Here is a 25,812-nt window from a genome sequence, read left to right on the forward strand (position 1 = left end):
CCTGATCCCATGCCGAACTCAGAAGTGAAACGCGGTAGCGCCGATGGTAGTGTGGCATTCGCCATGCGAGAGTAGGACACTGCCAGGTACCCAATTAAACGGTGATGTGAAATCACATGACCGGCTGCGAGGATGACACCTCACTGACGCGGCAAACAATTTAGCGCAAGCTAACCGAATGCGGAGCGGTAGTTCAGTCGGTTAGAATACCGGCCTGTCACGCCGGGGGTCGCGGGTTCGAGTCCCGTCCGCTCCGCCACTAATTTGAAGGCCTTCCCGATTGGGAAGGCCTTTTTGCTATGGGCGTTTTTGCCCAGTGACCTCCAGATTTGCACACAGGAACCAACACAAAGCCCAGTCTCTCGACAGGGCTTTGGTGTTTTTAGCATGTTAAACCGTCAACGTTTGGTTTTTACCTGTCAAGAGAGTGCCAGATAGCCGGTTATTTCCATCATTTTCTGGCTATATCTGCGTTATATCAGCTTCATTTACAGCCATTTGAACGATCCAGCAGGTGGTCAAATCAGGCTTCTGCCGCTTGCTGACTACAGGGCAGTTCCATATTGACGACCCCCTCTTCCATCTGCACATCGATCTTGAAGCCCAGCAGCTTGGCTAGGTTGGGAATACCGAGATTGCCGTATTAATCAGGTATCGCTCAAGCAAATAGGCCTTCCCGACGGGAAGGCCTATTTGCTTTATCTATCAGCTGATTACCATCACTCGGTCGATTTATCAGCGCTTCTCTTTGTTGCCAATGCTCAGGCCGAGCTTGATGGAGAGGGCTGCCAGTAACAGCAGCATCATGATCAGGGAAAAGAAGTTGCTGCCAAGCTCCGGGTATTGCACCTTGAGCAGCGCGGAGTGACCGAAGACACCGATAAAGAAGCAGAGCAGGGTGCAGATGGGGGTGTTGCCCACCATGGGTTCATGGCGATAGTGCTGGAACAGCTGATAGGCCGCCAGCCAGAGGGCAATCAGCGGGAAGAAGGAGAAGGGCACAACCGAGTTGGTCAGCACGGCCAGAGAGGCATCGCCACAGATACCAATCAGCATGGCCATGGCGAGCGGTTTTTTCGGGATCATAAGCTGTTCAGGCATGTCGTTCTCCATCCTGTGGTCATGGGTGAGGTTCACGGCGCTTCTGGTTTTGTACCTCGGCGCCCATGGCGATCATCCGCAGTTGGCGAATAGTGCGATCGGAGAGTGCACGGCACTCTTCGCTGGTCATGTCGAGTGCATCGGCACCGGCACTGAAGACGATGGTGACCATGGCTTCTGCCTGGATGTAGGCATCTTCCCGTGGTGCTTCTGTGGTGGCTTCCAGATAATCGGTCAGCTCTGCGATAAAGTGCTGGATTTCGCGAGCCACCGCCTGACGAAAGGCGGCCGAGGTGCCGGAGCGTTCCCGCAGCAGTAGCCGGAAGATGTTGGGGTTGTTCTCGACGAACTCCATAAAGGTCTGCACCGAGGTGCTGATGACACTGCCACCACCGGCAATGCGCTGGCGTGCCTGGCGCATCAATTGGCGCAGGGTGAGACCTCCTTCGTCAACCAGGGTCAGGCCCAGCTCCTCCATATCGCGAAAGTGGCGATAGAAAGAGGTAGGAGCGATACCCGCTTCGCGAGCGACTTCCCGCAGGCTGAGATTGGAGAAACTCCGATTGGCGCACAGTTGGCTGAATGCAGCATCGATCAATGTACGCCGGGTTTTTTCTTTTTGTTGAGCGCGAATACCCACGAAATCAGTCACCTTCAGCTTAACGAGGACAAATGATAACCCGAAGGCGCCTCAGGATCAGGTTTGTATCCTACTTTTTTACCATTGACCGTGAGGAAATCACCATAGAAAATGGCTAACAGCTGTTCGCTGAAAGGATGCAATGAGATGGCCAGACCCCCCATTATTTTGACTAATACCCTGCTGTTCTCCCTCTCCGGGATAGTGGCGTTGATTGTCGTGCCCTGGTACGGCATGAGCCACGGTTACGATCTCTGGCAGTGGGCCAGTTTCCTGTTGTTGTTCTGCCTGAGTGGTCTCTCCATCACCGCAGGCTATCACCGGCTCTGGTCGCACAAGGCTTACAAGGCGCACCCCGCTTTGCAGTGGTTATTTGCCATCGGCGGTGCGTTGGCGCTGCAGAATTCGGCCCTGCACTGGTCGGCCGATCACCGCCGTCACCATCGTCATGTGGATGACAACGATAAAGATCCCTACAGCGCGGGGCGCGGTTTCTGGTATTCGCACATCGGCTGGATGTTGCGGGAGCATCAGGGAGATCGCTATGGTGATTACAGCAATGTGCGAGACCTGCAAAACAACCCGGTGGTCGCGTTTCAGCACCGTCACTATCTGACGCTGGCGCTGGCGGCTAATCTGGGGCTGCCGCTGCTGCTTGGCCTGTGGCACGGGGATATGCTCGGCATGTTGCTGTTGGCGGGCGTACTGCGGATGGTGATGACTCACCACACCACCTTCTTCATCAACTCGCTGGCCCATATCTGGGGCAGTCAGCCCTATACCGACCGCAATACCGCTCGCGATAACGGCATCCTGGCCTTTTTCACCTTTGGCGAGGGGTATCACAACTTTCACCACCTGTTCGAGAATGACTACCGCAACGGCATTCACTGGTGGCAGTTCGATCCGACCAAGTGGTTGATCCGGCTCGCCTCCTTGTGTGGTCTGGCGGGGGATCTCAGATCCTCGCCGGAGGAGCGTATCGAACAAGCCCGGTTACAGATGCAGCTGAAGCGGGCACAAGCCAAGTTGCGCAAGCAGGAAGATCGCGAGCTATGGCAGGCGCTGCTGCAGGAGGAGTACGACAAACTGAGCCAGCAGTTGCAACACTATTACGCCAGTCGCAAGCGGCTGCTGGAGCTGCGCAAGCGCAAGGCGCTGGCGCGCTATGACCGCCTCAAGCTGCAACTGGAGTATCGGGCCCTGCGGGACGGCTTTATCGCAGGTAAACGCAACTGGAGTCGTTTGCTGGCAGGTATTGCATGATGCCGTCCGATTATCACAGAGACTAAAGGAGAAGACCGCCTGCTGGCGGTCTTCTCCTTTATGATTCAACTCAAGCTAGTTGGCTTGGCTCTGCTGTTGCTGCAACTGATCCAGTGCCTGTTGCTCCTGCTGGCTGAGACCCAGTTGTTCGCAGGCCTGCTCAAAGCTGATCCCCAGATGGCGCATCATGATATCCAATAACGGGAGGGCTTAGTTGGCTTGGCTCTGCTGTTGCTGCAACTGATCCAGTGCCTGTTGCTCCTGCTGGCTAAGACCCAGTTGTTCACAGGCCTGCTCAAAGCTGATCCCCAGATGGCACATCATGATATCGATGGCGGGCAGATAGTTTTTCATAGCTTCTTCCATGGTGATCCTCCAGACCCGTCACTTATGCCCTGAACCACTCGGTGCGGCAATTAGACTTTAGGCTTAGTCTGTCCATTTGATAAGCACCCCTGCCACTGGGGGAGGGAATTTGTTACCCTGCACCATGATAAAAACGGTTGCCGTATGACTGCGAGCAACAGGTGAGGAGCAGGGCATGTTATTGAGTTTCTTGATCATCGCTTCAGGTTGGTGGCACATCCGTGCTGCCTACGGTTCAGACAGCCGCCAGTTCTATATCAGCAAGCCGCTGACCATGCTGCTTATCATCGCGTTGGCGTTCGGCTACCAGAGTTATGACCACGATGGCTCACACGCCTGGATCCTGCTTGGCCTCTGCCTCTCGCTGGCGGGCGATGTGCTGCTGATGCTGCCAAGCGATCGCTTCATTCAGGGGTTGGCGGCATTTCTTGTCGCGCATCTCTGCTATATCGTCGGTTTTGCCCAAGGGCCGTTGTTGCTCAATCTGGTGGATGGTTTGCTGCTGTTGCTGATCGCCGGCATGGTTTTTGGCCTGCTGTGGGGCAAGCTGGGGGAGATGCGGATCCCGGTCTTCTGCTACATGCTGGTGATCATCGGCATGGCCTGGGTGGCTGCCGGGGCCTGGCACGCCTCTCTCACAGCCGGTTCTGCTGCCGCTCTGGTGGGGGCGCTGATGTTCCTCTTCTCCGACAGCATGCTGGCGCTCGATCGCTTCCGTCGCCCCTTTCCCCACGCCCGCGCCTGGGTGATGAGCAGCTACTTCGCAGCGCAATTCCTGATTGCAGGGTCGCTGGCGGGATAACGCCTTCTGGTTGAGTGCAGGTAACAGATAACGAAAAACGGGCATTGGCCTGTTTTTCGTTTTATGCCTGGCGTTTTTTCACGCCTCTAGCGGTTCGGCATCCGCAGCCCGTGGGGCGGGGGATTTGAGCAACAGCATCAGTGCGCTGGCGATCAGCAGGAAGATCCCCATGATGTAGAACACCTGGTTGTAGGCCATGATGGCCGCCTCCCGGTTGATGGTATTGGCCAGCATGGCCCGTGCTTGCTGCTGGGCTATCTCGGGGCCTGAACCCTGCGCCATCATGCTCTGGGCCAGTTGCAGCAGATAGCTCTGCCCCTCGATACTGCTGGCGGCCAGAGTGCTGCCAATTTGCAGCACATGGGTGCGGGTATCGTTGTCGAGCAGGGTTGCGATAATGGCGATACCGAACGCACCACCCAGGTTGCGCAGCACGTTGAGCAGGGTCGAGGAGGAGGGGATCTCGTCGTGACTCAGGCTGGCGGTGGCGACCAGGGAGAGCGGCACCATGATGAAGGGTTGCCCCAGCGCCCGCACGATAAGCGACTGGATCAGCTGCGGCCCGGCGTAGTCGGCACTCATGTTGACGTTCATAAAGCAGCTGACGGCGAAGATCAGGAAGCCGAAGCTCACCAGATAGCGCGGGTCTATCTTGTGGGTCAGCCTGGGTACCAACGGCAGCACCAGCAGTTGCGGCAGCCCCATCCACATCAGGACTTCGCCGATTTCCAGCGCGTTGTAGTTGTGAATCTGGGTCATGTAGAGCGGCAGCACATAGATGGAGCCCATCAGCGCCATGCCGAGGATCAGATAGGCGAAGCAGGCCAGCGCGAAGCGCGGGTTGTGCAGCAGCCGCAGATTGACCAGCGGGTGACGGCGGATCAGCTGGCTGATGACGAAGAACACCAGCGCCACCGCCGAGATGACCGCCAGTCGCACGATGAAGCTTGAGCCGAACCAGTCTTCCCGGTTGCCCTCTTCCAGTACCACCTCCAGCAGGCCGAGGCCAAGCGCCATGGTGACGATGCCGATGAGGTCTGCCCGCTTGATCACCTCCCAGTCCACCGGTTTTTTATCAAGCCCGTGGGCCAGCATGGCCATCACCAGCAGTCCCGGCGGCACGTTGAGATAGAAGATGTAGTGCCACGACATCTGCTCGGTGAGCCAGCCGCCGAGGGTTGGGCCGATGGCGGGGGCGAAGGTGGCGCAGAGGCCAAACAGCGCCATGCCGGTGGCCCGCTTCTGTAACGGCAACAGGGTGACGATGAGGGAAAAGGCCATCGGGATCAGTGCCCCGCCAGTGAAGCCTTGCAGCGCCCGGAAGACGATCATGCTGGTGAGGTTCCAGCTGAACGAGCAGAGCACGGAGGCAGCGATAAAGGCGCCGGTGGTCCAGAGCAGGTAGCGGCGCACACTCAGCCCCCGGCTCAACCAGCCGCTCAGGGGGATGGCGATCATCTCCGCCACCAGATAGGAGGTGGAGATCCAGGAGCTCTCGCTCAGGGTGGCCGACAGGGCCCCCTGAATATCCTTCAGAGAGGCATTGGTGATCTGGATATCGAGGATGGCCATGAAGGCGCCGATAAGGCCCCCCATGACCGCGATCCAGTTGCGACGTGGAATGGGTTCCATCAGTTGGCAGCCACCACGGGACCTGGAGTGCGGGTATCCACGATCACTTCGGTGGAGAGACCCGGCAGCAGCTTGCCTGCCAGCGGGCCCGGCTCGGGGATGCGGATCTTGACCGGTACCCGTTGCACAATTTTGGTGAAGTTGCCGGTGGCATTCTCCGGTGGCAGCAGGGCGAACTTGGCGCCGGTGGCCGGGGCCAGGCTGTCGATGATCCCCTCGACCGGTTGATCCGGGTAGGCATCGAGCACTACTTCGACCTTCTGGCCCGGCTGCATATGGGCGAGCTGGGTCTCCTTGAAGTTGGCCTCGACCCACACCTGCTGCAGCGGCACCAGGCTGGCGACCTGCATACCGGACTGGACGTAGAGCCCTTCCCGCAGGCTGCGCTTGCCGATGATGCCATCGGCCGGTGCCCGCAGTTCGGTGTAGCCGAGCTCCAGCTTGGCCTGCTCCAGTTGTGCTTCGCTCAATGCCAGCTTGGCCAGATTCTGTTTGCGCTCGGCATCCAGTACCAGCAGTCGCTCACGGGCCGCTTGCAGGGCGGCTTGGGCCTCCCGGGCTTGCGCTTGATTGACCTGCAGGCCGGCACGCACCTCGTCCAGACTGTCTTGCGAGCTGTAGTGGCGCTGGTTGAGCTGACTGATCCGGTTGACCTGCTGGCTGGCGCGCAGCTGTTCGGCATTGGCTGAGGCGACCTTGGCCTCGGCCTGCTGGATCAGGCTCAGTTGTTGGGTGCGGGTGGCGGCCAGATTTTCGGCCGTCGCCTGATTGAGGCGCAGGTCGGCTTCGGCCTCCGCGACCCTGGTTTTGTATTCGCGATCATCGAGCCGGGCGATCAGTTGGCCCGCTTTGACCGGCTGGTTGTCGGTGACCAGAACTTCGCGGATATAGCCGGGCAGCTTGGAGCTGATCCCGGTCACTTCACTTTGCAGATAGGCGTTGTCGGTGCTTTCAAAATAGCGGCCGTGAAGATACCAGTAACCGGCGAACAGCAGACCGAGCAGCGCCAATATCATGGCTGCCAGCAGGGGAATTTTTTTGTGTTGACTCATTTTTGTGATTCCTGAACTTAAGGGGCGCAGGCTAACACTGGTCAACTGTTTCGATTAGTATTGGTTCACGAGATATACAGTTTCACTGGTGCAACAATGGATCTCAATGCCGCGTTAATTCTGGTGCGTATCGTCGACAAGGGTTCGTTTACGGGGGCCGCCCGCGAGCTGGGGATGACCAAGGCGATGGTCAGCCGCCGCATCGCCGAACTGGAACAGCGGCTCGGAGTGCGTCTGCTCTATCGCTCCACTCGTCAGCTCACTTTGACCGAGGAAGGGGAGAAGTACTACCTGCACTGCAGCAAGGCGGTCGATGCCCTGACCGAAGCCGAGCTGATGCTGAGCGCCAGCCAGCAGGAGGTGACCGGCACCCTCAAACTGGCGGTACCCATCGAGACGGGGCAACTGGTGGTCGGGCGCTTGGTCGCCAAGTTTTTGCAGGCCTATCCCGCCCTGCAGGTGGAGCTGGAACTGACCAACCGGGTGGTGGACCCCATCAGCGAAGGGCTGGATGCGGTGGTGCGGATTGGCGACATGAGCGACTCCAATCTGGCGGCGCGCCGGCTCTGGAGCACCGGGAGGCTGCTCTGTGCCAGCCCGGACTATCTGGCCCGTAGTCCGGTCATCGAGCGGCCGGAGGATCTGGCCAACCACGAGCGGGTGACGGTAAGTAGCGGATTTCTCGCCTCTCACTGGTGCTTCGAGCTGGATGGAAGAGAGGTGCTGGTTGACCCCCCATCCCGTTTTCGGGTCAATAATATTACCTGTGCCCGGGAGGCAGCGAAGGCGGGGCTGGGGTTGGCTTCGTTACCCGCTATGCTCTGTCAGGATGAGCTGGCCAGCGGCGAGCTGGTGATCCTGCTGCCAGAGTGGCAGCAGCCCAGGGTGCCGATTTATTTGCTGTTTCCGGAGCGGCAACTGATGCCGCGCAAGTTGCGGGCATTCATCGATTTCATGATTGAGAACGGCGCCGAGTTTGGCATCGACAAGTTGTTGTAAGGGGGAGCTATGGATAACTGGATCAATCTCTATCGCGCCTCACACACCCTGGAGGCACACGCGTTGAAAGGGGCACTGGAGGCGGAAGGGGTGCTGGTGCGCCTCAATGGCGAGGGGCTGTCTGGCGCCCTTGGCGAGCTGCCGGTCGACATGTTGCAGGTGACCCTGATGGTGCGGGCCGAGGATCGCAGCAAGGCAGGACGGGTCATCGAGCGTTACCAGCAGCGTCAGGGAAACGGCTGGCTGTGCGGCCAGTGCGGGGAGGAGAACGGCGCCAACTTCGACGTCTGCTGGCGCTGTCATCACGATCCCCACGACAGCTGATCTTTCTTCCGCTAGCGCGGCGGGAACTCGATATCTTCCCCTGCGCTGGCATCGTGATAGGTCGCCAGATCCAGCTCGTTTTCGCTGCGGGCGATCAGCACCGACACCAGAATATCCCCCGATACGTTGACCGTGGTGCGCGCCATGTCGAGGATCCGGTCAATCCCTGCAATCAGTGCCACCCCTTCCAGCGGCAAGCCCACCGCCGTCAGGGTCAGGGTCAGCAGCATCAACCCGGTGCCCGGGGTGCCTGCGGTGCCGATACTGGCCAGGGTGGCGATGCTGATGATGGTCAGGTAATCGACCATGTGCAGATCCACCCCGAATGCCTGAGCCACGAACAGCGCTGTGACCCCCTGATAGAGGGCGGTGCCATCCATGTTGATGGTGGCGCCGATGGGCAGCACCTTGGCAGTGATGGCGGGGGAGACTCCCAGCCGCTTCTCGGCGCAGGCCAGACTGATGGGCAGGGTACTGCTGCTCGAGCTGCTGGTAAACGCAACCGCCTGGGCATCAACGATGCTCTTGAAGTAGTGCAAAGGATTGAGCCGTGCCAGCAGGAGCAGCAGGCCGCTGTAGACCCCGAGCACGTGCAGCAGACAGCCGAGGTAGACGGCGCCGATCACCTTGAGCAGCGGCAGCAGCAGGTCGAGGCCGTATTTGCCGGTCATCCAGGCCATCAGGGCGCAGACACCGTAAGGGGCGAGCGCCATCACCATCTGGGTCAGCTTGAACATCCCCTCGGCCAACGAGGTGAAGAAGAGGATGGCGGGGCGGCCACGGCGACCGCTGGCGTTGAGGGCGACCGCCAACGCCACTGCAAAGACGATCACTTGCAGGATCTTGCCATCCACCATCGCCTGTACCGGGTTGCTCGGCACCAGATGGCTCAGCACGCTGGCCAGGGTGGGTTGGGTTGCCACACCGAGTCGCTGATGGGGCCCCATGTCGGCACCCATGCCGGGCTCCAGCAGCCAGCCCATCATCAGGCCGATGCAGATGGCGATGGCGGTCGAGAAGAAGTAGAGACAAATCGCCTTGCTGCCGATGCGGTCGAGGGCCTTGCCCTTGAGCAGCGAGGTGAGGCCGGCGATGACCGAACAGAAAATGAGAGGCACCATCAGCATCTGGATGGTGTTGACGAACAAGACGCCAAGGGGCTTGAGCAGCAGGGCTTGCTCTTCAAAGCCGACGCCCAGAACTACCCCCGTCAGCATGCCGATCAGGGTCTTGAGCCAGAGTGGTCGGCGGGTCCAGATCTGCCAGGGCTTGAGAGCCTCTCCATGGAACAGCATGACGCCAATATCCTTATACATTGTCTGCGATGGCCAAAAAGGGGCGCCAGTGTAGCGATCCCTGACGCGGGTTGCCACATTATCGACAAAGCGGTGGCGGTGACTACTCCCCTGACCAGGTAATGCGCAATTTATTGGCCTATATCAAGATCCCTCCGGGCGGGGAGATATTTAATTGGCATTAAATATGTTCATTATTGAGGTGAGAGATGTCGCAATCGGTTCATGGTCACGAAGTGATGGAGATGATGCTGGCACAAGGGGGGCAATTTACCCGTGCCAGCCTGAAACAGGCGATGGCCGAGCGGTTCGGTGCCGAGGCCCGTTTTCATACCTGCAGCGCCAGCGAGATGGATGCGGAAGCGCTGATCGACTTTCTGGCCGCTCGCGGCAAATTCATCGACTCGGCTGAGGGTTTCCAGACCCGCGCCGACAAGATCTGCAACCACGGTTAATCCCGCTGCGAGCGCATCATGGCGCTCGCTCAATTCTTCGCCCTTTGCTATATTTCGCCCCCTCTCTTTTCCCTATTCAGGGCGTAGCCCGGGCGTTGTATGGATACTTTCTCTGCCGCAGTCATGCTGTTTCTGATCATGGACCCGCTGGGCAACCTGCCGGTCTTCCTCTCTATCCTGCGTCATATCGATCCCAAGCGGCGCCGCAAGGTGATGGTGCGCGAGCTGCTCTTCTCGCTGGCCATCATGATGCTGTTCCTGTTCGTCGGTCAGCAGATCCTCGGTTTCCTCAACCTGCGGCAGGAGGCGGTCAGCATTGCGGGGGGCATCATCCTGTTCCTGATCGCCATCAAGATGATCTTCCCGAGTGAGGGGGGCGTGACCGGGCTGGCGGCGGGCGAGGAGCCCTTCCTGGTGCCGATGGCGATCCCGATGATCGCCGGTCCTTCTATCCTGGCTTCTTTGATGCTGCTGGCCAATCAGGAGCCGACCCGGATGGTGGACTGGTCGCTGGCACTCTTTATGGCCTGGGCTGCCAGCGCGGTGATCCTGATGTTCTACGAGGTATTCAACAAGCTGCTGGGTGAGCGGGGACTCACTGCGGTGGAGCGGTTGATGGGTATGCTGTTGGTGATGATCTCGGTCCAGATGCTGCTGGACGGGGTACATCACTATCTGGCAGTGACCGGCCAAGGCTGAGCGGTTTACATCTTGAAGTGAATGAAACGGGGCTACGCAGAGCCCCGTTCTTTTCTTCCTGCCGAGAGGGCGTGTCGTCACTCGTGAGTGGTCGCTGCGGGTTCCAGTTTGCTCATGATGAGGGAGAGCAGCAATTCCCGCAGCCAGCGGTGGCCCGGATCCTCGCTGTGACGCTGATGCCAGATGAGCAGATGGGAGATGCTGTCCAACCCGATGGGCAGCGGCAGCTGCAACAGCGGATAGACCTGGGTAGCGTGGCGAGCGTAGAGCCTGGAGAGGGTCACTATCATGTCGGAGTGCATCCCCATCCGCAGCGCCGCCTCGAAGGAGGGCACGGTTGCCTCGATACGCCGGTAGAGATCCTGCTCTGCCAGCTTGTGATCCAGCATCCAGCGGTCCCGTCCCTCGCAGTAAGTCTGCACATGGGGATAACTGAGGTAGTGCTCCAGATTCCAGTTGGGCTCTCGCAGCGCGGGGTGGTGCTGCTGCACCAGACAGGTGAGGTCATCGACCGCCAGCACTCGCTGACAGATGCTGTCGGGCAGGGTATCGAGCCGATAATCGGAGCTGATGCAGTTCTCCCGCACCGCGAAGGCGATGTCCACCTGTCCCTGACTCATCTCGGTCAGACTGTTCTCGGTCCACTCCTCGTAACGCAAGCGGATCCTTGGTGCCTGCCGCTTCAGCTCGCTCAGGTAGAGCGGGGCAAACAGGGTAAAGGCGCTGTCCATGCTGGCGATGACGAACTCTCGCTCCGAGCTGGCGGGGTCGAACTCGGGCGGCTGGATCAGGTTATCCAGCGACAGCAGGATGGGTTGCAACTGCTGCTGCAGTGCAAGGGCACGGCCGGTGGGTTCCAGCCCGTAGGCAGATCGGATGAAGAGGGGATCATTGAAGGTATCGCGCAGACGGCCGAGGGCTTTACTGACCGCGGACTGGCTCAGATGAAGGCGGCGTGCCGCCTTGCTGCCGTTGCGCTCTTCCAGCAATACCTGCAGGATAATCAGCAAATTGAGGTCGATGCGACCCAGTTGTTCCAGCAGCATGATATGAATCCTCTTCAATTCTAAGATGAATTTATACCATTTGTTTTCATATCTTGGCGATCTTATCCTCGAATGGTCTCAGGTTCGCATGAACCACTGGTACAGGATGTAGCGGTTGAGGGGACATGTAGCACAATCAATATGGCGACCTCAGGGTCGCCCTATTTTTTGGCTATGATTTATTTGCTCACTTGCACCTGCCTTGATTTTGCCCAACAATCCCTGCGCTCTATTTTGATACAAGTAACAGATATCTCTTTGTGAGGGAGTATCCCTATGGGACTCGGTGGAATTCATATCTGGCATATGCTGATCCTCTTGCTGGTCGTTGTGCTGGTCTTCGGCAGCAAGCGTCTTGCCAGTGCAGGTGAGGATCTGGGGACCGCCATCAAAGATTTTCGCAAGGCGATGCGTGACGACGCAAATCATCCGAAATAAGCAGTAGGAGTAGAAAATGTCTGTAGACGAGAAAGTTGAACTGAACGAAACCTGTGACAGCTGCGGCTGTTTTGCCGAGATCGGCACCATCATCGGCGAAGGTGACGATGTGATGGAGCTGGTTATTGAAGCCGCGGCCGAGGCAGATGCCCGCGCCAAGCTGGCTGCCTATGAAGCACTGGCCAAACAGGTCACCGCCGAAGCTCAAGTGAGCAGCGAACTGACCCAGGGCGCCAATGGCGTGATCCTGAAAGCCCGCCTGCAATTCACCTGCACCGCCGAAAAACTGATTTTCGAAATGCGGGCCCGCTCTATCTGAGTTGTCTGATAACGCGGCAGGTTTGCCTGCCGTGTTGACCCTTCTGCTGTGGGTCGGCGTTCTATAGTTACTCTATCCCACAGACGTTTTGCCCGGCGCGAGTCGGCCAACAGAAGGCGTAAATATCATGACGCAGCGATGGATCTCTGCCCCCAATCCCACCCTCTATCGTGATCCGTGCTGCCAACAGGCAGCAGACGTGACCTCAGCACAGGGGCAGCCATCGTGATGCGACGCTGGATTTGGGCTCTGCTGGCCCTCTGCTGTTTTCCCCTGCTCGCGGCTGAACTCAAGCCACAGCGTCTGCCCCAACCCGGGGATCTCGAAAGCATTCTGCAAAAGCGCGAACTCAGGGCTCTGGTGGTCTATGAGCGCGGCTTCTACTTTCTCGATCGCGGCGCCCAGTACGGCATTCTGGTCAATCAGCTGCAAGGGTTCGAGCGCTGGCTGAACAAGACCTATCTCGCCAAAGAGAAGGTCAAACTCAAGGTGGTCTACATCCCGGTGCGCCAAGACAAGCTGCTGGACTATCTGACCGAGGGGCGCGGCGATCTGGTGGCGGCAACCATGACGGTGACTCCGACCCGGCGTGAACAGGTGGCCTTCTCCCGGCCGCTCATTTCATCCATAGAGGAGTGGGTGGTGAGCCAGCAGAGCCTGCCCGCCTTCAGCCGCATTACCCAGCTCTCCGGCAGGCGGGTCTGGGTGCGCGCCAGCTCCAGCTACTACGAGAGTCTGCGCCAGCTCAACTGGCTGTTTCGCGAGCTGGGGCTGCCCCCCGTCTATATCGAAACGGTGCCCGAATATCTGCAGGATGGCGATCTGCTGGAGATGGTGGCTGCTGGCATTATTCCCCTGACAGTGACTGACAGCTACAAGGGGCGGATCTGGCTGGGTGGGATGATCTCCGGCCTCAAGGCCCACAAGTTGATCCCCCTGCGCAGCAACGGCACCAGTGCCTGGGCACTGCGCAAGAACAGCCCCGAGCTGCTCAAGGCGGTCAATGGCTATCTGGCGAGCGTCAGCCGCAACAGCCTCTACAGCGACATGACCCTGCGCCGGTTGCTGGTTCACAGCGATCAGATGAGCAATATCCTGGCGCCGGATCCCATGGGGCGCCTCGCGACCATTCGCAAGGTGCTGGAGAAGTACGCCAATCAATACGATCTCGACTGGTTGATGCTGGCGGCGCTTGGCTACAAGGAGTCCGGCCTCAATCCCAAGGCGCGCTCGCCCAAGGGGGCCGTGGGCCTCATGCAGCTGCTGCCCAGCACAGGGCGGGAAGTCGGCATCAACGGCGCCAGACTCACCACGCTTGAGGGCAATGTGGAGGCCGCCTGTCGCTACATGCGGTTGATCCTCGATACCTACTTCAATGATCCCAAGCTGGATCGGCTCAACCGCCACCTGTTTGCCCTTGCCGCCTACAACGCCGGGCCGAACCGGGTGCAGGCGCTGCGAGGCAAGGCGGAGAAGCTGGGGCTCGATCCCAACGTCTGGTTCGGTAACGTGGATCAGCTGGTGGCCAACGAAGTCGGACAGGGGCCGATCAACTATGTCGGCACCATCTACAAGTACTACGTGGCCTATCGTTTCAGCCTGCCCCAGATCGAGGGCAAGGCTGCCGCTATCGAAGCGGCTCAGCCCTGAGCCGGTTGACCGGCAGGGTCGCCTGCACGGTCGGCAATTGCCAGCCACCGTCCCTGTGTTGCAGGAACCAGTGGGCGGGGCCGGTGGCCGGGATGAGATCTGGCTGGCTGAGCTGGCCCAGATAGCGCAACATCGGGGTATCATGTAGTTCCATCAGCAACTCCTTTTGAATATGTGAAGAGGCTCGCCAGCGTTATGACACCCGGCCATGACAGCAGGATGACACCATGATCCCCGGATCCTTTGCCCTGATCGACGATCCCCAGCTGGCGCTCAAGGTGCGTTGTCACTGGATCCGCCATGCCCGCGAGCGGATCCAGGCGCAGTACTACAGCTGGGAGGAGGACAGCAGCGGCAAGCTGCTGCTGAGTGAGCTGCTCCACGCCGCCCGGCGTGGCGTCAAGGTGCAGCTGCTGGTGGATGATCTCTATGCCGGTGACAACCGCTTTCTGGAGATGGTGGCTCACTACCCCGGGATCGAGGTGCGGCTGTTCAACCCCTTCTGGCTGCGGGGTTGGCGCCCGCTGGCATTGTTGCTGGAGGGGCTGCTCAGCTTTCGCCGCATCAACCACCGGATGCACAACAAACTGCTGCTGGTGGATGGCAAGCTGGCGCTGATCGGCGGGCGCAACATCGGCGATCGCTACTTCGGTCTGGATCCGCAGGCCCCCTTTGTGGATCTCGATCTCGCCTGTCAGGGGGGCCTGTGCCAGCAGATGGCGCAGGGGTTCGAGCAGTTCTGGCACAGCCGCTGGAGTCACCCCATCCGCCATCTGCTGCGCCGCGAGCTGCTGCCCGCCGAAATAGAGGTGGTCAACGACTTCTTGTTCACCATGACGGATCCGGCGGTGGCCACGGTTTACGATCTGCCCGCGGCGCTGTTTGACGAGAGCGATTTGCCGCTGCAATGGCATGAGGGGCGGGCCGAGGTATGGTTCGACCGTCCCGGCAAGGGGCTTATCTCCCGTCCCACCACCGCCCGTCAGCTCTGGCGCCAGCTGGCTGACAATCCCGGCTCGCTGGGGTTGGTGACCCCTTACCTCATCCTTACTCGCGGGTTCCGGCACCGTCTGGCGCGGCTGCGCCAGCAGGGGGTCGCCATCGACATTCTCACCAACTCCCTGGCCAGCACCGATGTGCCGCTGGTCTATGGCGCCTATCAGCGCTATCTCGGCTGGTTGCTGCGCCAAGGGATCCGGGTCGCCGAGTTTGACCACGGCCACGGCAGCCTGCACGCCAAGCTGATCCTGCTGGGGGAGGTGCGGGCGCTGTTTGGCAGCCTCAACCTCGATCCTCGCTCGCTGTTTCTCAATACCGAACTGATGCTGCATCTGCACTGCCCGCCGATCTGCGAGGCGCTGCGAATGTGGCTGGCTCGCTGGCAGGAGCTGGCGGGTGGATTGCCGCGCAAACCCGAGGGGTGGTCAAGGCGACTGATAGCCCGCCTTAGCGACTGGTTGCCACTGCGCCGTTGGCTGTAAGGCGGCCATTTTTTGTGCGAGATCTCGCAAAGCCTTGTAAGCCATTGCTGACGCCCTTTGCGGGTGAATAACCATGCATGAATCTATCTTGCTGTTTTATAACAATTTAGTGGTGATGATAAGGCTGTTTTTTGTACTCTGATGTGAATGGAATAGGCATAAAAACGTTTTTTATTTTGTTTTTCTGCGTAATATTTCAGTTGCAAGGACAAACACGGCGGCTTGTCTGCCGTGTGGACGAAGGTTGTAACGGGTTGCTGGCCAGTTGCATTGCTGCAATTGGCGCTCACTTCAGATGGGTCGCGAACTATCGGAAAGTGAAACAGAGACACGGCGTGGCCGGACTCCAATATGGAACATGCTATTTGCGAGGGGGTGACATGGACATGTCACCCCACTTTTTTGGCCGCTAGCCACCGTTTACCTTTTTCCATGACTGTTGCTCATCGCAAGAGCCGCAGAGGGCAAGGCAATAAAAAGAGGGCCGCAATAGCGGCCCTCGGTCTCATCTGCCCGGTGGGTTAACCGGCCTTGACGCTGCGGCGACGCTGCAGCCAGACGATCGCCCCGAACAGCAGGAAGCCCGGGATCCACATCCACTCCTTGGTCCAGCGCTCGGTCGGCGCCTTGACGGTGAGGATCTCCTGATCGAACTCCAGTCCCATGGTGGCGGCCGGGCTGCCAAAGGCGACGTTGTCGATCAGCGTCTTGCCATCCTGCTCATAGAGGCTCAGCCCCAGATTGGCCAGCCGCTCCTCGCCATTTGCCCCATCCGGTACGGCGACCAGCAGGGTGAACTTGCGTGGCTTGCCCACTGCATCTTCACCGAGGATCCGCAGCCGCAGGGTGCTCTCCGCCTCCACTTCACCCATGGTTTGGGCCAGCTGGGCAGGCGGGGTCTCGCGATAGGGGTCGTGCACCATGTCCATCCAGAAACCCGGGCGGAACAGGGTAAAGGCGACCAGCAACAGCAGCACGCTCTCGTACCAGCGGCTCTTCACCAGGAACCAGCCCTGAGTGGCGGCAGCGAAGATCAGCATGGCGATGGTCGCCACGATGAAGATCAGCACGCCGTGGGCGAAGTCCACGTCGATGAGCAGCAGATCGGTGTTGAAGATAAACAGGAACGGCAGCGCTGCGGTACGCAGGCTGTAGTAGAAGGCGGTGATCCCGGTCTTGATGGGATCGCCCTTGGAGACGGCGGCAGCCGCGAAGGAAGCCAGTCCCACCGGCGGCGTCACATCCGCCATGATGCCGAAGTAGAAGACGAACAGGTGCACCGCGATCAGCGGCACGATCAGCCCGTTTTGCTGCCCCAGCGTCACGACCACCGGTGCCAGCAGGCTGGACACCACGATGTAGTTGGCAGTGGTGGGCAGCCCCATGCCAAGGATCAGGCTCAGCAGGGCGGTGAGCAGCAGCATCAGCAGCAGGTTACCCATGGAGAGGAACTCCACCAGATCCGCCAGCACCAGACCAACCCCGGTCTGGGAGACCGCACCCACGATAATCCCCGCGGTGGCGGTGGCAATGCCGATACCAATCATGTTGCGGGCACCGGCAACCAGCCCTTCCCGCAGATCCACCACGCCATCAGCGACGGTGCCGTAGTCGTGCTTGCCGTCCTTGCGCAGCCAGTTGAGCAGCGGGCGCTGGGTCAGCAGGATGATCACCAGCATCACGGTACCCCAGAAGGCCGACAGCCCCGGCGAGAGGCGTTCCACCATCAGGCACCATACCAGTACTACCACCGGCAGCAGGAAGTGCAGGCCGGAGAGCAGCACGGCGCGGGTGTTGGGCAACTCGGTGAGCGGCTTGTCGGGATCTTCGGCAGGCAGCGGTTCATTGCTGGCGGCGATCTTCAACAGAGCCACATAGGTGGCAGCCAGCAGTACCGAGATCCCCGGCAGGGCGTAGTCACCCAGCGCAGGTTTGAGCCAGCCGAGGCCATAGTAGACCGCCAGTGACAGGCCGCTGATGAGGGCCGCGCCAAAGGCAAAGCCGGTCAGGCGGCGCAGCCAGGGCTTGGGTTGATGGTTGCCGATGGGCTGCATGCCCAGTTTCAACGCCTCCAGATGGACGATGTAGAGCAGCGCTATGTAGGAGATGGCGGCAGGCAGGAAGGCGTGCTTGATGATCTCCACATAGGGGATGCCCACGTATTCGACCATCAGGAAAGCCGCAGCCCCCATCACCGGCGGCATGATCTGGCCGTTGACCGAGGAGGCCACTTCCACTGCCCCCGCTTTCTCTGAACTGAAGCCCACCTTCTTCATCATCGGGATGGTGAAGGTGCCGGTGGTCACCACGTTGGCAATTGACGAGCCGGAAATCAGACCGGTCAGGCCGGAGGCGACCACTGCCGCCTTGGCCGGGCCGCCGCGCAAGTGACCGAGCAGGCTGAAAGCGAGCTGGATAAAGTAGTGACCGGCACCGGCACGCTCCAGCAGGGCGCCGAACAGCACGAACAGGAACACGAAACTGGTGGAGACGCCAAGGGCAATGCCGAACACCCCTTCGGTAGTGATCCACTGGTGGTTGGCCAGTGCGGTGAAACCTACTCCGCGATGTGCCAGCAGTCCCGGCATCCAGGGGCCCGCCAGACTGTAGATCAGAAAGACGATGGCGATGACCGCCAGTGCCGGCCCCAGGGCGCGGCGCGCCGCTTCCAGCAGCAGCGGAATGCCGATGCAGGCGGTCACCAGATCGGCGGTGGTGAGGGTGCCGGGACGCAGCGCCAGTGCTTCATACATCACAAACAGGTAAGAGGCGGCGCCAGCAGCGATCAGGCCGAGGGCGATATCGCCGAGGGGAACCCGATCCCGCGGCGAGGAGCGAAATGCCGGGAACACCAGAAAAGCGAGCAACAGGGCAAAGGTGAGGTGAATGGAGCGGGTTTCGGTGTCATTGAGTACGCCAAACCCCACCATGAAGGGGAGTGGCGAGGCGATCCAGAGCTGGAACAGGGACCAGGCCAGCGCCAGTGCGGTGATGAGCCAGCCCATGATGCCCAGCGGCAGGCGAGCGCCCACATCTTGGGCGATCAGTTCCTCGGTAGAGAGTTGTTTATCTTGCATAGGGTTAACTTGTGCCAACGAGTACAACAAGAGCGACACCCGCCCCCGCAATCAGGCGGCAGACGGGTGTCGAAGAGAGTGACAAAGGCCCCGGGGCCTTCAATCAGAGCCAGCCGCGCTCTTTGTAGTAGCGGGCAGCCCCTTCATGCAGCGGTGCAGAGAGACCCACCTTGATCATGTCGGCCTCTTTCAGGTCGGCAAAGGCAGGGTGCAGGCGCTTGAAGCGATCCAGGTTGTCGAACACCGACTTGACCAGCTGATAGACCACTTCCGGATCGGTTTTGGCGCTGGTGGAGAGCACCGCTTTGCCACCGATGGAGGGGGTCGGCTTGTCGCTGCCCTTGTAGATGCCGCCCGGGATCTCGGCCTTGCTGTAGTAGCTCTTCTCGGCCAGCAGCTTGTCGATGTCGGCGCCGGTCACAGGTACCAGTACTGCATCTGTGGTGGTGGAGGCTTCCTGAATGGCGCCGTTCGGGTGACCGACGAAGTAGCTCATGGCGTCGATGTTGTTGTCACCGAGGGCGGAGGCCTGTTCGGCCGGTTTCAGCTCGGAGACCAGACCGAAGTCACCCTTTTTCCAGCCTTTGACCGCCATGATCTCTTCCATGGTGTCACGCTGGCCGGAGCCCGGGTTGCCGATGTTGACGCGCTTGCCCTTCAGATCGTCGAAGCTGGCGATCTTGGCATCGCGGCGAGCCAGGATGGTGAACACCTCGCTCTGCAGGGAGAAGACGGCGCGCATGTCGTCCATGGCCCCTTCGGCCTGGAACGGTGGCAGCCCCTTCATCGCCTTGAACTGGTGGTCGGATTGCATGATGCCGAAGTTGAATTCACCGCTGCGGATGCCGTTGACGTTGGCAACACCACCGCCACTGGCCGGAGCGTTGCACTTGATCTGGTGATCGGCGGCGCCGCGATTGAGGAAGCGGCAGATGGACTGGCCAGCGACATAGTAGACGCCGGTCTGACCGCCGGTGCCTATGGTCACGAAGCGCTCCTGCGCTTGCACCGGACCACCGAATGAGACACCGACCAGAGCCGCCGACAGGGCGCATGCCAAAGTTAATCCTTTCATTTTTTCTCCCTTTTCTTTGATTTTGTTTATCCGATCCCCGGATAAATTGATGGCAATCCCGTTCTGCGCCGGGCTTGCCCGCTCTTCTCGTTGCACGAAAGTGGGGGGCGTTGATCACCCCCTTTCCGGCAGTCACCCTCATCCTGTGGTGAGGCTACCGACCTCCTGTCGGTCGAAGATAAATTGGCCCCTGAGGGGCCAAATAAAAAGTTGCAAGCACTCCGATTAAGCACATTCACCCAACATAAATCAAACGAAATGGCAAAATAGCGGAGTTAAATCTTGAGAAACATGACCTCGATCATTCATTTTCTTGCCGAAGATTAATTTGATATGAAGGGAAATGGAAGAGGGAAAAACTACGAGAGGATTCTTATGCGGCCCTTGAATGACAAGGGCCGGAGTCATGAGAGATCAGTTGGCCGGAGTGGCCAGAGCCAGGATAAAGGCGTATTCCAGCGCGATATCCTCGTAGGCTTTGAAGCGGCCCGACTTGCCGCCGTGGCCGGCATCCATGTCGGTGTTCAGTAACAACTTGTTATCATCCGTCTTCAGCTCGCGCAGCTTGGCGACCCACTTGGCTGGCTCCCAATATTGCACCTGGGAGTCGTGCAGCCCGGTGGTGACCAGCAGGTTGGGGTAGGCTTGCGCCTTGACCTGATCGTAGGGGCTGTAGCTCTTCATGTAGTCGTAGTAGCGCTTCTGGTTCGGGTTGCCCCACTCGTCATACTCCCCGGTGGTGAGGGGAATGGACTCGTCCAGCATGGTGGTGACCACATCGACGAACGGCACCTGCGCCACCACGCCGCGATAGAGTTCGGGCGCCTGATTGATGACCGCCCCCATCAGCAGACCACCGGCGCTGCCGCCCATGGCGTAGACCTGATCTTTGGCACCGTAGCCTTGCTCAACCAGCGCCTTGGTGACATCGATAAAGTCATTGAAGGTGTTCTGCTTTTTCAGCAACTTGCCATCTTCGTACCAGTGACGGCCCAGCTCTTCACCACCCCGGATATGGGCGATGGCGTAGACGAAGCCGCGATCCAGCAGGCTCAGGCGCGAGCTGCTGAAGTCGGGATCCATGCTGGCGCCGTAGGAGCCGTAGCCATAGACCAGCAGCGGATTCTTGGGCGCATCGGCCTGCTCTTTCTTGAACTTGTCCTTGCGATAGACCAGCGACACCGGCACCGATACGCCGTCGCGGGCGGTCACCCAGAGCCGCTCGCTGGCGTACTGGTCGGCCTTGAAGCCTGCCACCGGCTGCTGCTTGAGCAGGGTGCGCTTGCCGCTCGCCATATCCAGCTCATAGGTAGAGGCGGGGGTGGTCATGGAGGAGTAGCCATAGCGCAGAGCGCTGGTATCCGGCTCCGGGTTGTAGGCGAGCCAGGTGACATAGGCGGGATCGTCGAAGGCGATCTCCTTCTCGTCACCGCTCTGCCAGTTGATCTGGCGCAGTCGGGTCAGCCCCTTGTTGCGCTCTTCCAGTACCAGCCAATCCTTGAACAGGGCGTAGCTCTCCAGCAGCACCTCCGGATTGGGGGCGATCACCGCCTTCCAGCGATCGACCGGGCTCTCTTTGGTCTCGTAGAGGCCGAAGTTCTTGCCGTCCTTGTTGGAGCGCACATAGAAGCGGCCGCGGTAGTGATCCAGGCTGTATTCGTGATCCACCTGACGGGGCAGGAACAGGCGGGGGGCGTGCTCCGGCTGGTTGGCATCGATCAGCCGCGCTTCGCCTGTGGTGGTGCTGGAGAGAGCTATGACGATGAAATCTTCCGAGGTGGTGGCGTAGAGGCTGATGTAAAAGGAGTCATCCTTCTCCTCATAGACCAGCTTGTCCGTGGCCGGATCCGTTCCGAGCGTGTGGCGATAGACCTGATACGGAAGCAGGGTCTGCGGGTGCTTGCGCACATAGAAGACGGTCTTGTTGTCGTTGGCCCACACCAGATTGCCGGAGGTATTTTCCAGTTTGTCGGTGGCCCACTGGCCACTCTCCAGGTCGAGGAACTGGATCTGGTACTGACGGCGGGAGAGGAAATCTTCCGCCACCGCCAGCCAGCGGTTGTTGCGGCTCACCTCAAGAGCGCCGAGGGCATAGAACTCGTGCCCTTCTGCCCGCTGGTTGCTGTCGAGCAACAGGCTCGACTGCTCTTCACCGAGCTTGGTGCGCGAGTAGATCCCGTACTCCTTGCCCGGCTCATAGCGGGTCTGGTAGCGGTAGCCATTTTTCACATAAGGTACCGACTCATCCTGCTGGGGGATGCGGGCGACCATCTCTTTGTAAAGCTGCTCGCGCAGGGGTTGGGTCGGCTTGAGCATGGCCTCGGTATAGGCGTTCTCGGCCTTGAGATAGTCCAACACCTCGGGCTTCTGCCGCTCGTCGTCACGCAGCCAGTAGTAGTTGTCGATGCGGGTATCCCCATGTTTTTTCAGAGTGCGGGGATGTTTAGGGGCCACGGGCGGCTGGATTGGATGTTCGCTTGTCAGCATGGCGGGCTCTTCATTGGCATAAGTGGGGGGGAGAACTGTCAGAAAGGCTAGCAGCAGAACTCCTCGGGAAAAGGTAAACATGTCGCATCCTTGGCGCTGGAAAGGGTTGGTAGACCTGAGCATCGGCTCCATGAATTGGCGTTAAATCTGCCCCTTGTTGCCGGTGGTTGCAAGCAATCCCTTGTTATTGCAGGAAATGTAATCAAAAAAAGCCGCTATCTCGCGATAGCGGCCCTCTTTCTGGCTATGAGCGGCAAGAGTCCGCTCAGGTGTGCCTCACATGATATGGGAGTGCCCTCTCATGGCCAGTTTTCGTCAGCCGGGGTAGCTCGACCAGCGGTTGGTCGCGCCCTCGTTGCTGATACTCAGTACCTCGTAGGGATGGCCCGGAATATCCATGCCCGGCGCACTCTGGGGCATGCCCGGAATGGTCAGGCCACGGATCGCCGGTTTTTCCCTGAGCAGCTTTTGTACATCGGCGGCCGGTACATGCCCCTCGATCACATAGCCATTTACGATACCGGTATGGCAAGAAGCCAGTTCCGGCGCGATACCGTATTGCTGCTTCACTGCGCCGAGCTGCTCGGTTTCGATGACCTCCAGCTCGAAGCCATTCTGCTCCATGTGCTCGTTCCAGCTTTGGCAGCAGCCACAATATTTGGATTTGTAGACGGTCATCTTCTCGGCCGCGAGGGCCGAAAAGCTGACGGTACCGGCCAGCATGGCCAGTAACAGGGGTTTGTACATCACTCACCTCAGATTGAAAGAAAAGATGCCCGATACGGGATGCGTTTCAGATCTGGATGCGTGGGGGACGTTCGAGCCGCTCGCACGGGGCGTCCGGCATAAAGAGAGAGGGGGAGGCGAAGTCGGGGGTATCCGGTTCCAGCACGGCGACCGTCAGGCTGTCGCTGGCCAGCAGCGTCATCGAAAGTGCTGTGGTGAAACTGCCGCAGGGCATCGCTTTTTCCAGCGAACGTTCGCTCTGGCTGCAGTGGGTGGTCAGGGTACAGAGATCGGTTGCAGCCCGGCTGCCAAACGACATCAACACCAGCACCAGACTCCACAGGGGGAGCCAGCGACGGGCGTGAGCGAGTTGGCGACGGGTGAGAACCATGGAATGACTCGAAAATAACAAGGGGCACATGGTAACCCTGTGCCCCCGGGGAGGGTCAAGCCCTCCCCATAGTACCCGTCAGTGCAGATTAAGGTTGCTGACGGGTGGCCGCCAGCACGATCTCGCGCACGCAGACGTTGGCCGGCTGGTTCCAGGCATAGAGTACTGCATCGGCGATCACTTCCGGCGCAATGACGCCACCCATCTGATCTTTCCAGTCGTGGTAACCGGCCTTGATGCTTTCGTCAGTGGTGTGGCTGAGCAGCTCGGTCTCTACCGCACCCGGAGCTATGGTCACCATCCGTACGCCGACATCGGCCACCTCTTCGCGGATGTTCTCGGTCAGAGCGTGGACGGCGAACTTGGTAGCGCAGTAGGCGGCATGGTTCGGGAAGGTCTTGCGACCGGCGATGGAGCTGATGTTGATGATGGTACCGCTGCGGCGCTCCTTCATCCCGGCCAGTACCGCATGGACGCCGTTCAGCACACCCATGACGTTGATGTTGAGCATCTGCTGCCACTCGGCCGGATCCTGCACGTCAGCCTGACCCAGCAGCATGACGCCGGCGTTGTTGACCATGCAGCCGACCGGGCCAAATTTGGCTTCCGCCTGCTGGACGGCGGCCTTCATGGCGGCGGTGTCGGTCACATCGACCCCGATGCAGAGGGAATTCGGCAGACCGAGTGCCTGCATCGGCTCGACCCGGCGGGCCAGCAACAGCAGGGGATGGCCAGCGGCAGAGAATGCGCGGGCGATGGCGGCACCGATCCCGGCAGAGGCACCGGTGATAACGACGAGAGCTTTGGACATGATTTTTTCCTTCAGATTCGATAGTCGGTTTGAGCCAACAAGCTGCTGGCCAGCGCGGAACAGGGTCACTATAGTCACTGCATCTATAAGTGATAAATATTGTTTTCCGCTGGTTATCATCTGAAAAAACTATGGTTGGGTTTATGCTGGACTTGAGATTGCTGCGTTTCTTCATCGCCATCTATGAAGAGAAGAACATCACGGCGGCGGCCGAACGCTGCCACGTCAGCCAGCCTTCTCTCTCGGCTGGGCTGCGCCAGTTGGAAGAGGCGCTCGGTGACAGCCTCTTCATCCGTGGCAAGAAGGGGGTGGAGGCGCGCGATCCTGCCCACTATCTCTATCCCCATGCGGTCAAGCTGGTGGAGGAAGCGCGCCGTCTGCCGGAGCTGTTTCGCCAGAAAGCGACGCGTGCGAGGCTCAATATCGCCATCATGCCCGACCTGAGCCGGCGTCGGGTGGCGGGGTTGCTGCAACGGGTACAGACGGTACTGCCCGAGCTGGATCTCACTCTCTCCGATTACGGCACGCCAGCCGACTGTCGGCTGACGCTGGACGCCCTGCGCCGGGAGGACGAGATCTTTCTGCCGCTCTGGGAAGAGGATTACGTGCTCTGCGTGCCGGTCGACCATCCCCTGGCCAGCCGTGAGAAAATCGAGCTGGCCGAGCTGCAACATTATGATTTTATTGAGTGCCCACCTTGTGAAGCCCACCAGCAGACCATAGGTCTGCTGGCCTGTGACCGGCTCACCCTCAATCTGGTGGCCAAGGCCGAGAGCAAGGGGTTGGTGATGGCGCTGGTGCTGGCCGGGGTCGGCATCAGCTTTCTGCCGGACGGGCTGGTGGAGGATGAGGCGGGGCTCTGTACCTTGCCAGTGAGCGGGCCGCGGATGTTTCGCCGGATCGGGCTTTGTTACCCCGCTCATCAGACCCTCAATCCGGCGCTGCGGGAGCTGATCCCCGAGTTGGCAGGCCACGGTGCTTCCTGATAAGGTCGCTTTCCTGTGCATCTTTACGATGCGTCTGTCACACCCCTTTTCTCTTTTATCGCGCCAGCTCTGGCGCTTGTTCGGGTGATGTTGTCATGAAACGCATTCTGGTTATTTTTTCCCATCCCGCCTTGCAGGGCTCGCGGGCCAACAAGCAGCTGTTGCAGGCGATTGAGGGGTTGGAGGGGGTCACGGTTCACGATCTCTACCACCACTATCCCGACATGTTCATCGATGTTAAGCGGGAGCAAGCGCTGCTGTCGGAGCACGACATCATCGTCTTTCAGCACCCGTTTTACTGGTACTCCTGCCCGGCCATCATGAAGGAGTGGATGGATCTGGTGCTGGAGTACGGCTACGCCTACGGCCCCGAGGCTCATGCCCTCAAGGGCAAGCAGTGGCTGAGCGCCATTACCACCGGCGGTGCGCCGGAGTCCTACTGCAGCGAGGGGTACAACAGCCGGCCGCTGCTCGATTTTCTGCTGCCCTTTCAACAGGCGGCCAGATTGTGCGGCATGAACTGGTTGCCGCCCTTTGTGCTCCACTCGTTCCACAAGATCAAGGATCCCGCAGCCCTGCGCCGCTGTGGTCAGGACTACCGCCAGCTGCTCTGTGCCCTGCGTGACGATCAGCTGACCCCGGAGCAGCTGGCCGGGCGCCCTTATCTGCGCGACTTGCTGGAGGTGCTCTGATG

Annotated in this window: 26 protein-coding genes, 1 tRNA gene and 1 rRNA gene; 14 read left to right on the forward strand and 14 right to left on the reverse strand. The window is 59.7% G+C overall.

The window, feature by feature from the left end; all coding sequences use genetic code 11:
- Positions 1-88, forward strand: a 5S ribosomal RNA gene (rrf, locus tag AB5Z02_RS04235); the annotation flags it as partial.
- A 94-nt stretch (positions 89-182) separates the two neighbouring features.
- Positions 183-259, forward strand: a tRNA-Asp gene (locus AB5Z02_RS04240).
- A 476-nt stretch (positions 260-735) separates the two neighbouring features.
- On the opposite strand, the gene AB5Z02_RS04245 is transcribed toward AB5Z02_RS04240, so the two are convergent.
- Together AB5Z02_RS04245 and fabR are read right to left on the reverse strand one after the other, a co-directional pair.
- Positions 736-1,101, reverse strand: coding sequence for a YijD family membrane protein (locus AB5Z02_RS04245; RefSeq protein ID WP_005348493.1), 366 nt, complete (start codon positions 1,099-1,101; stop codon positions 736-738).
- A gap of 19 nt (positions 1,102-1,120) precedes the next feature.
- Positions 1,121-1,741 carry an HTH-type transcriptional repressor FabR gene (fabR, locus tag AB5Z02_RS04250; protein WP_005339921.1) on the reverse strand — a complete coding sequence of 207 codons (621 nt, stop codon included), beginning with the start codon at positions 1,739-1,741 and terminating at the stop codon, positions 1,121-1,123.
- Positions 1,742-1,888: 147 nt separating this feature from the next.
- Here fabR and AB5Z02_RS04255 point away from each other — a divergent pair, with 147 nt between their 5' ends.
- Positions 1,889-3,007 (forward strand): fatty acid desaturase, encoded by a 1,119-nt coding sequence (locus AB5Z02_RS04255; RefSeq protein ID WP_139412213.1) that lies wholly within the window; start codon positions 1,889-1,891, stop codon positions 3,005-3,007.
- Positions 3,008-3,217: 210 nt separating this feature from the next.
- On the opposite strand, the gene AB5Z02_RS04260 is transcribed toward AB5Z02_RS04255, so the two are convergent.
- Positions 3,218-3,361: a hypothetical protein gene (locus tag AB5Z02_RS04260; protein WP_162182404.1), complete on the reverse strand. Its 144-nt coding sequence runs from the start codon at positions 3,359-3,361 to the stop codon at positions 3,218-3,220.
- A 187-nt stretch (positions 3,362-3,548) separates the two neighbouring features.
- Between AB5Z02_RS04260 and AB5Z02_RS04265 the strand changes: the two genes are divergently transcribed.
- Positions 3,549-4,175, forward strand: coding sequence for a lysoplasmalogenase (locus tag AB5Z02_RS04265; protein ID WP_005348507.1), 627 nt, complete (start codon positions 3,549-3,551; stop codon positions 4,173-4,175).
- Between the two features lie 78 nt (positions 4,176-4,253).
- Here the strand turns inward: AB5Z02_RS04265 and AB5Z02_RS04270 are convergent, their stop codons facing one another.
- Complete coding sequence (locus AB5Z02_RS04270; RefSeq protein ID WP_368215370.1) at positions 4,254-5,807, reverse strand: DHA2 family efflux MFS transporter permease subunit; 1,554 nt, start codon at positions 5,805-5,807, stop codon at positions 4,254-4,256.
- Positions 5,807-6,859 (reverse strand): HlyD family secretion protein, encoded by a 1,053-nt coding sequence (locus tag AB5Z02_RS04275; RefSeq protein WP_368215372.1) that lies wholly within the window; start codon positions 6,857-6,859, stop codon positions 5,807-5,809. Before AB5Z02_RS04275 ends, AB5Z02_RS04270 begins: the two co-directional genes overlap by 1 nt.
- 96 nt (positions 6,860-6,955) lie before the next feature.
- Here AB5Z02_RS04275 and AB5Z02_RS04280 point away from each other — a divergent pair, with 96 nt between their 5' ends.
- Entirely contained in the window at positions 6,956-7,858 is a 903-nt protein-coding gene (locus AB5Z02_RS04280) for a LysR family transcriptional regulator (protein WP_019444678.1), read from the forward strand.
- Positions 7,859-7,867: 9 nt separating this feature from the next.
- Positions 7,868-8,182 (forward strand): DUF2007 domain-containing protein, encoded by a 315-nt coding sequence (locus AB5Z02_RS04285; RefSeq protein WP_005339933.1) that lies wholly within the window; start codon positions 7,868-7,870, stop codon positions 8,180-8,182.
- A gap of 11 nt (positions 8,183-8,193) precedes the next feature.
- Here AB5Z02_RS04285 and AB5Z02_RS04290 read toward each other — a convergent pair whose 3' ends face one another.
- Positions 8,194-9,477 (reverse strand): dicarboxylate/amino acid:cation symporter, encoded by a 1,284-nt coding sequence (locus AB5Z02_RS04290; protein ID WP_219295564.1) that lies wholly within the window; start codon positions 9,475-9,477, stop codon positions 8,194-8,196.
- 209 nt (positions 9,478-9,686) lie between these two features.
- Here AB5Z02_RS04290 and AB5Z02_RS04295 point away from each other — a divergent pair, with 209 nt between their 5' ends.
- Positions 9,687-9,932 carry a YecH family metal-binding protein gene (locus AB5Z02_RS04295; protein ID WP_005357633.1) on the forward strand — a complete coding sequence of 82 codons (246 nt, stop codon included), beginning with the start codon at positions 9,687-9,689 and terminating at the stop codon, positions 9,930-9,932.
- Positions 9,933-10,031: 99 nt separating this feature from the next.
- Positions 10,032-10,631, forward strand: coding sequence for a YhgN family NAAT transporter (locus tag AB5Z02_RS04300; RefSeq protein ID WP_041234986.1), 600 nt, complete (start codon positions 10,032-10,034; stop codon positions 10,629-10,631).
- 77 nt (positions 10,632-10,708) lie between these two features.
- On the opposite strand, the gene AB5Z02_RS04305 is transcribed toward AB5Z02_RS04300, so the two are convergent.
- Entirely contained in the window at positions 10,709-11,677 is a 969-nt protein-coding gene (locus AB5Z02_RS04305; RefSeq protein ID WP_005348538.1) for a LysR family transcriptional regulator, read from the reverse strand.
- A gap of 276 nt (positions 11,678-11,953) precedes the next feature.
- Here AB5Z02_RS04305 and tatA point away from each other — a divergent pair, with 276 nt between their 5' ends.
- The 3 genes from tatA to AB5Z02_RS04320 all read left to right on the forward strand — a co-directional run bounded on the left by tatA (position 11,954) and on the right by AB5Z02_RS04320 (position 14,084).
- Complete coding sequence (gene tatA / locus AB5Z02_RS04310) at positions 11,954-12,115, forward strand: twin-arginine translocase TatA/TatE family subunit (protein ID WP_005339944.1); 162 nt, start codon at positions 11,954-11,956, stop codon at positions 12,113-12,115.
- A gap of 16 nt (positions 12,116-12,131) precedes the next feature.
- Positions 12,132-12,434, forward strand: a complete 303-nt coding sequence (locus AB5Z02_RS04315) for a YfcZ/YiiS family protein (RefSeq protein ID WP_101531245.1) — start codon at positions 12,132-12,134, stop codon at positions 12,432-12,434.
- Positions 12,435-12,662: 228 nt separating this feature from the next.
- Complete coding sequence (locus AB5Z02_RS04320) at positions 12,663-14,084, forward strand: lytic transglycosylase F (protein ID WP_123173944.1); 1,422 nt, start codon at positions 12,663-12,665, stop codon at positions 14,082-14,084.
- Here AB5Z02_RS04320 and AB5Z02_RS04325 read toward each other — a convergent pair.
- Positions 14,062-14,238, reverse strand: a complete 177-nt coding sequence (locus AB5Z02_RS04325) for a hypothetical protein (protein ID WP_005339947.1) — start codon at positions 14,236-14,238, stop codon at positions 14,062-14,064. The genes AB5Z02_RS04320 and AB5Z02_RS04325 overlap by 23 nt on opposite strands.
- 73 nt (positions 14,239-14,311) lie before the next feature.
- On the opposite strand from AB5Z02_RS04325, the gene AB5Z02_RS04330 reads away from it, so the two are divergent.
- Complete coding sequence (locus tag AB5Z02_RS04330) at positions 14,312-15,565, forward strand: phosphatidylserine/phosphatidylglycerophosphate/cardiolipin synthase family protein (protein WP_368215374.1); 1,254 nt, start codon at positions 14,312-14,314, stop codon at positions 15,563-15,565.
- A gap of 521 nt (positions 15,566-16,086) precedes the next feature.
- Here AB5Z02_RS04330 and AB5Z02_RS04335 read toward each other — a convergent pair.
- From AB5Z02_RS04335 to AB5Z02_RS04360, 6 genes are all read right to left on the reverse strand, one after another.
- Positions 16,087-18,642 (reverse strand): TRAP transporter permease, encoded by a 2,556-nt coding sequence (locus AB5Z02_RS04335; RefSeq protein ID WP_005357644.1) that lies wholly within the window; start codon positions 18,640-18,642, stop codon positions 16,087-16,089.
- Between the two features lie 103 nt (positions 18,643-18,745).
- Complete coding sequence (locus AB5Z02_RS04340) at positions 18,746-19,717, reverse strand: TAXI family TRAP transporter solute-binding subunit (protein ID WP_005339950.1); 972 nt, start codon at positions 19,715-19,717, stop codon at positions 18,746-18,748.
- A gap of 414 nt (positions 19,718-20,131) precedes the next feature.
- Complete coding sequence (locus AB5Z02_RS04345) at positions 20,132-22,285, reverse strand: S9 family peptidase (protein ID WP_368215376.1); 2,154 nt, start codon at positions 22,283-22,285, stop codon at positions 20,132-20,134.
- A gap of 234 nt (positions 22,286-22,519) precedes the next feature.
- Positions 22,520-22,951, reverse strand: coding sequence for a DUF411 domain-containing protein (locus AB5Z02_RS04350; protein WP_005339953.1), 432 nt, complete (start codon positions 22,949-22,951; stop codon positions 22,520-22,522).
- Positions 22,952-22,997: 46 nt separating this feature from the next.
- Positions 22,998-23,321 (reverse strand): hypothetical protein, encoded by a 324-nt coding sequence (locus AB5Z02_RS04355; protein WP_368215377.1) that lies wholly within the window; start codon positions 23,319-23,321, stop codon positions 22,998-23,000.
- An 88-nt stretch (positions 23,322-23,409) separates the two neighbouring features.
- Positions 23,410-24,132, reverse strand: coding sequence for an SDR family oxidoreductase (locus tag AB5Z02_RS04360; RefSeq protein WP_368215379.1), 723 nt, complete (start codon positions 24,130-24,132; stop codon positions 23,410-23,412).
- Between the two features lie 143 nt (positions 24,133-24,275).
- On the opposite strand from AB5Z02_RS04360, the gene AB5Z02_RS04365 reads away from it, so the two are divergent.
- Positions 24,276-25,118, forward strand: a complete 843-nt coding sequence (locus AB5Z02_RS04365) for a LysR family transcriptional regulator (RefSeq protein WP_041209599.1) — start codon at positions 24,276-24,278, stop codon at positions 25,116-25,118.
- A 95-nt stretch (positions 25,119-25,213) separates the two neighbouring features.
- On the forward strand, positions 25,214-25,810 hold the full coding sequence (locus tag AB5Z02_RS04370) for an NAD(P)H-dependent oxidoreductase (protein WP_368215381.1): 597 nt from the start codon (positions 25,214-25,216) through the stop codon (positions 25,808-25,810).
- Positions 25,811-25,812: the final 2 nt, after the last annotated feature.

Origin of the sequence: Aeromonas sp. R2-3 (genome assembly GCF_040908375.1) — a bacterium.
GTDB classification, from domain to species: Bacteria; Pseudomonadota; Gammaproteobacteria; order Enterobacterales; family Aeromonadaceae; genus Aeromonas; species Aeromonas veronii.

Coding starts and splice junctions, on each gene's coding strand:
- AB5Z02_RS04320 (WP_123173944.1), top strand. CDS start 12,663: ATGCGACGCTGGATTTGGGCTCTGCTGGCCCTCTGCTGTTTTCCCCTG.
- AB5Z02_RS04270 (WP_368215370.1), bottom strand. CDS start 5,807: ATGGAACCCATTCCACGTCGCAACTGGATCGCGGTCATGGGGGGCCTT.
- AB5Z02_RS04300 (WP_041234986.1), top strand. CDS start 10,032: ATGGATACTTTCTCTGCCGCAGTCATGCTGTTTCTGATCATGGACCCG.
- AB5Z02_RS04245 (WP_005348493.1), bottom strand. CDS start 1,101: ATGCCTGAACAGCTTATGATCCCGAAAAAACCGCTCGCCATGGCCATG.
- AB5Z02_RS04280 (WP_019444678.1), top strand. CDS start 6,956: ATGGATCTCAATGCCGCGTTAATTCTGGTGCGTATCGTCGACAAGGGT.
- AB5Z02_RS04355 (WP_368215377.1), bottom strand. CDS start 23,321: ATGGTTCTCACCCGTCGCCAACTCGCTCACGCCCGTCGCTGGCTCCCC.
- AB5Z02_RS04260 (WP_162182404.1), bottom strand. CDS start 3,361: ATGAAAAACTATCTGCCCGCCATCGATATCATGATGTGCCATCTGGGG.
- tatA (WP_005339944.1), top strand. CDS start 11,954: ATGGGACTCGGTGGAATTCATATCTGGCATATGCTGATCCTCTTGCTG.
- AB5Z02_RS04255 (WP_139412213.1), top strand. CDS start 1,889: ATGGCCAGACCCCCCATTATTTTGACTAATACCCTGCTGTTCTCCCTC.
- AB5Z02_RS04295 (WP_005357633.1), top strand. CDS start 9,687: ATGTCGCAATCGGTTCATGGTCACGAAGTGATGGAGATGATGCTGGCA.
- AB5Z02_RS04305 (WP_005348538.1), bottom strand. CDS start 11,677: ATGCTGCTGGAACAACTGGGTCGCATCGACCTCAATTTGCTGATTATC.
- AB5Z02_RS04365 (WP_041209599.1), top strand. CDS start 24,276: ATGCTGGACTTGAGATTGCTGCGTTTCTTCATCGCCATCTATGAAGAG.
- AB5Z02_RS04315 (WP_101531245.1), top strand. CDS start 12,132: ATGTCTGTAGACGAGAAAGTTGAACTGAACGAAACCTGTGACAGCTGC.
- AB5Z02_RS04350 (WP_005339953.1), bottom strand. CDS start 22,951: ATGTACAAACCCCTGTTACTGGCCATGCTGGCCGGTACCGTCAGCTTT.
- AB5Z02_RS04340 (WP_005339950.1), bottom strand. CDS start 19,717: ATGAAAGGATTAACTTTGGCATGCGCCCTGTCGGCGGCTCTGGTCGGT.
- AB5Z02_RS04335 (WP_005357644.1), bottom strand. CDS start 18,642: ATGCAAGATAAACAACTCTCTACCGAGGAACTGATCGCCCAAGATGTG.
- AB5Z02_RS04325 (WP_005339947.1), bottom strand. CDS start 14,238: ATGGAACTACATGATACCCCGATGTTGCGCTATCTGGGCCAGCTCAGC.
- AB5Z02_RS04290 (WP_219295564.1), bottom strand. CDS start 9,477: ATGCTGTTCCATGGAGAGGCTCTCAAGCCCTGGCAGATCTGGACCCGC.
- AB5Z02_RS04360 (WP_368215379.1), bottom strand. CDS start 24,132: ATGTCCAAAGCTCTCGTCGTTATCACCGGTGCCTCTGCCGGGATCGGT.
- AB5Z02_RS04345 (WP_368215376.1), bottom strand. CDS start 22,285: ATGTTTACCTTTTCCCGAGGAGTTCTGCTGCTAGCCTTTCTGACAGTT.
- AB5Z02_RS04285 (WP_005339933.1), top strand. CDS start 7,868: ATGGATAACTGGATCAATCTCTATCGCGCCTCACACACCCTGGAGGCA.
- AB5Z02_RS04330 (WP_368215374.1), top strand. CDS start 14,312: ATGATCCCCGGATCCTTTGCCCTGATCGACGATCCCCAGCTGGCGCTC.
- AB5Z02_RS04265 (WP_005348507.1), top strand. CDS start 3,549: ATGTTATTGAGTTTCTTGATCATCGCTTCAGGTTGGTGGCACATCCGT.
- AB5Z02_RS04370 (WP_368215381.1), top strand. CDS start 25,214: ATGAAACGCATTCTGGTTATTTTTTCCCATCCCGCCTTGCAGGGCTCG.
- AB5Z02_RS04275 (WP_368215372.1), bottom strand. CDS start 6,859: ATGAGTCAACACAAAAAAATTCCCCTGCTGGCAGCCATGATATTGGCG.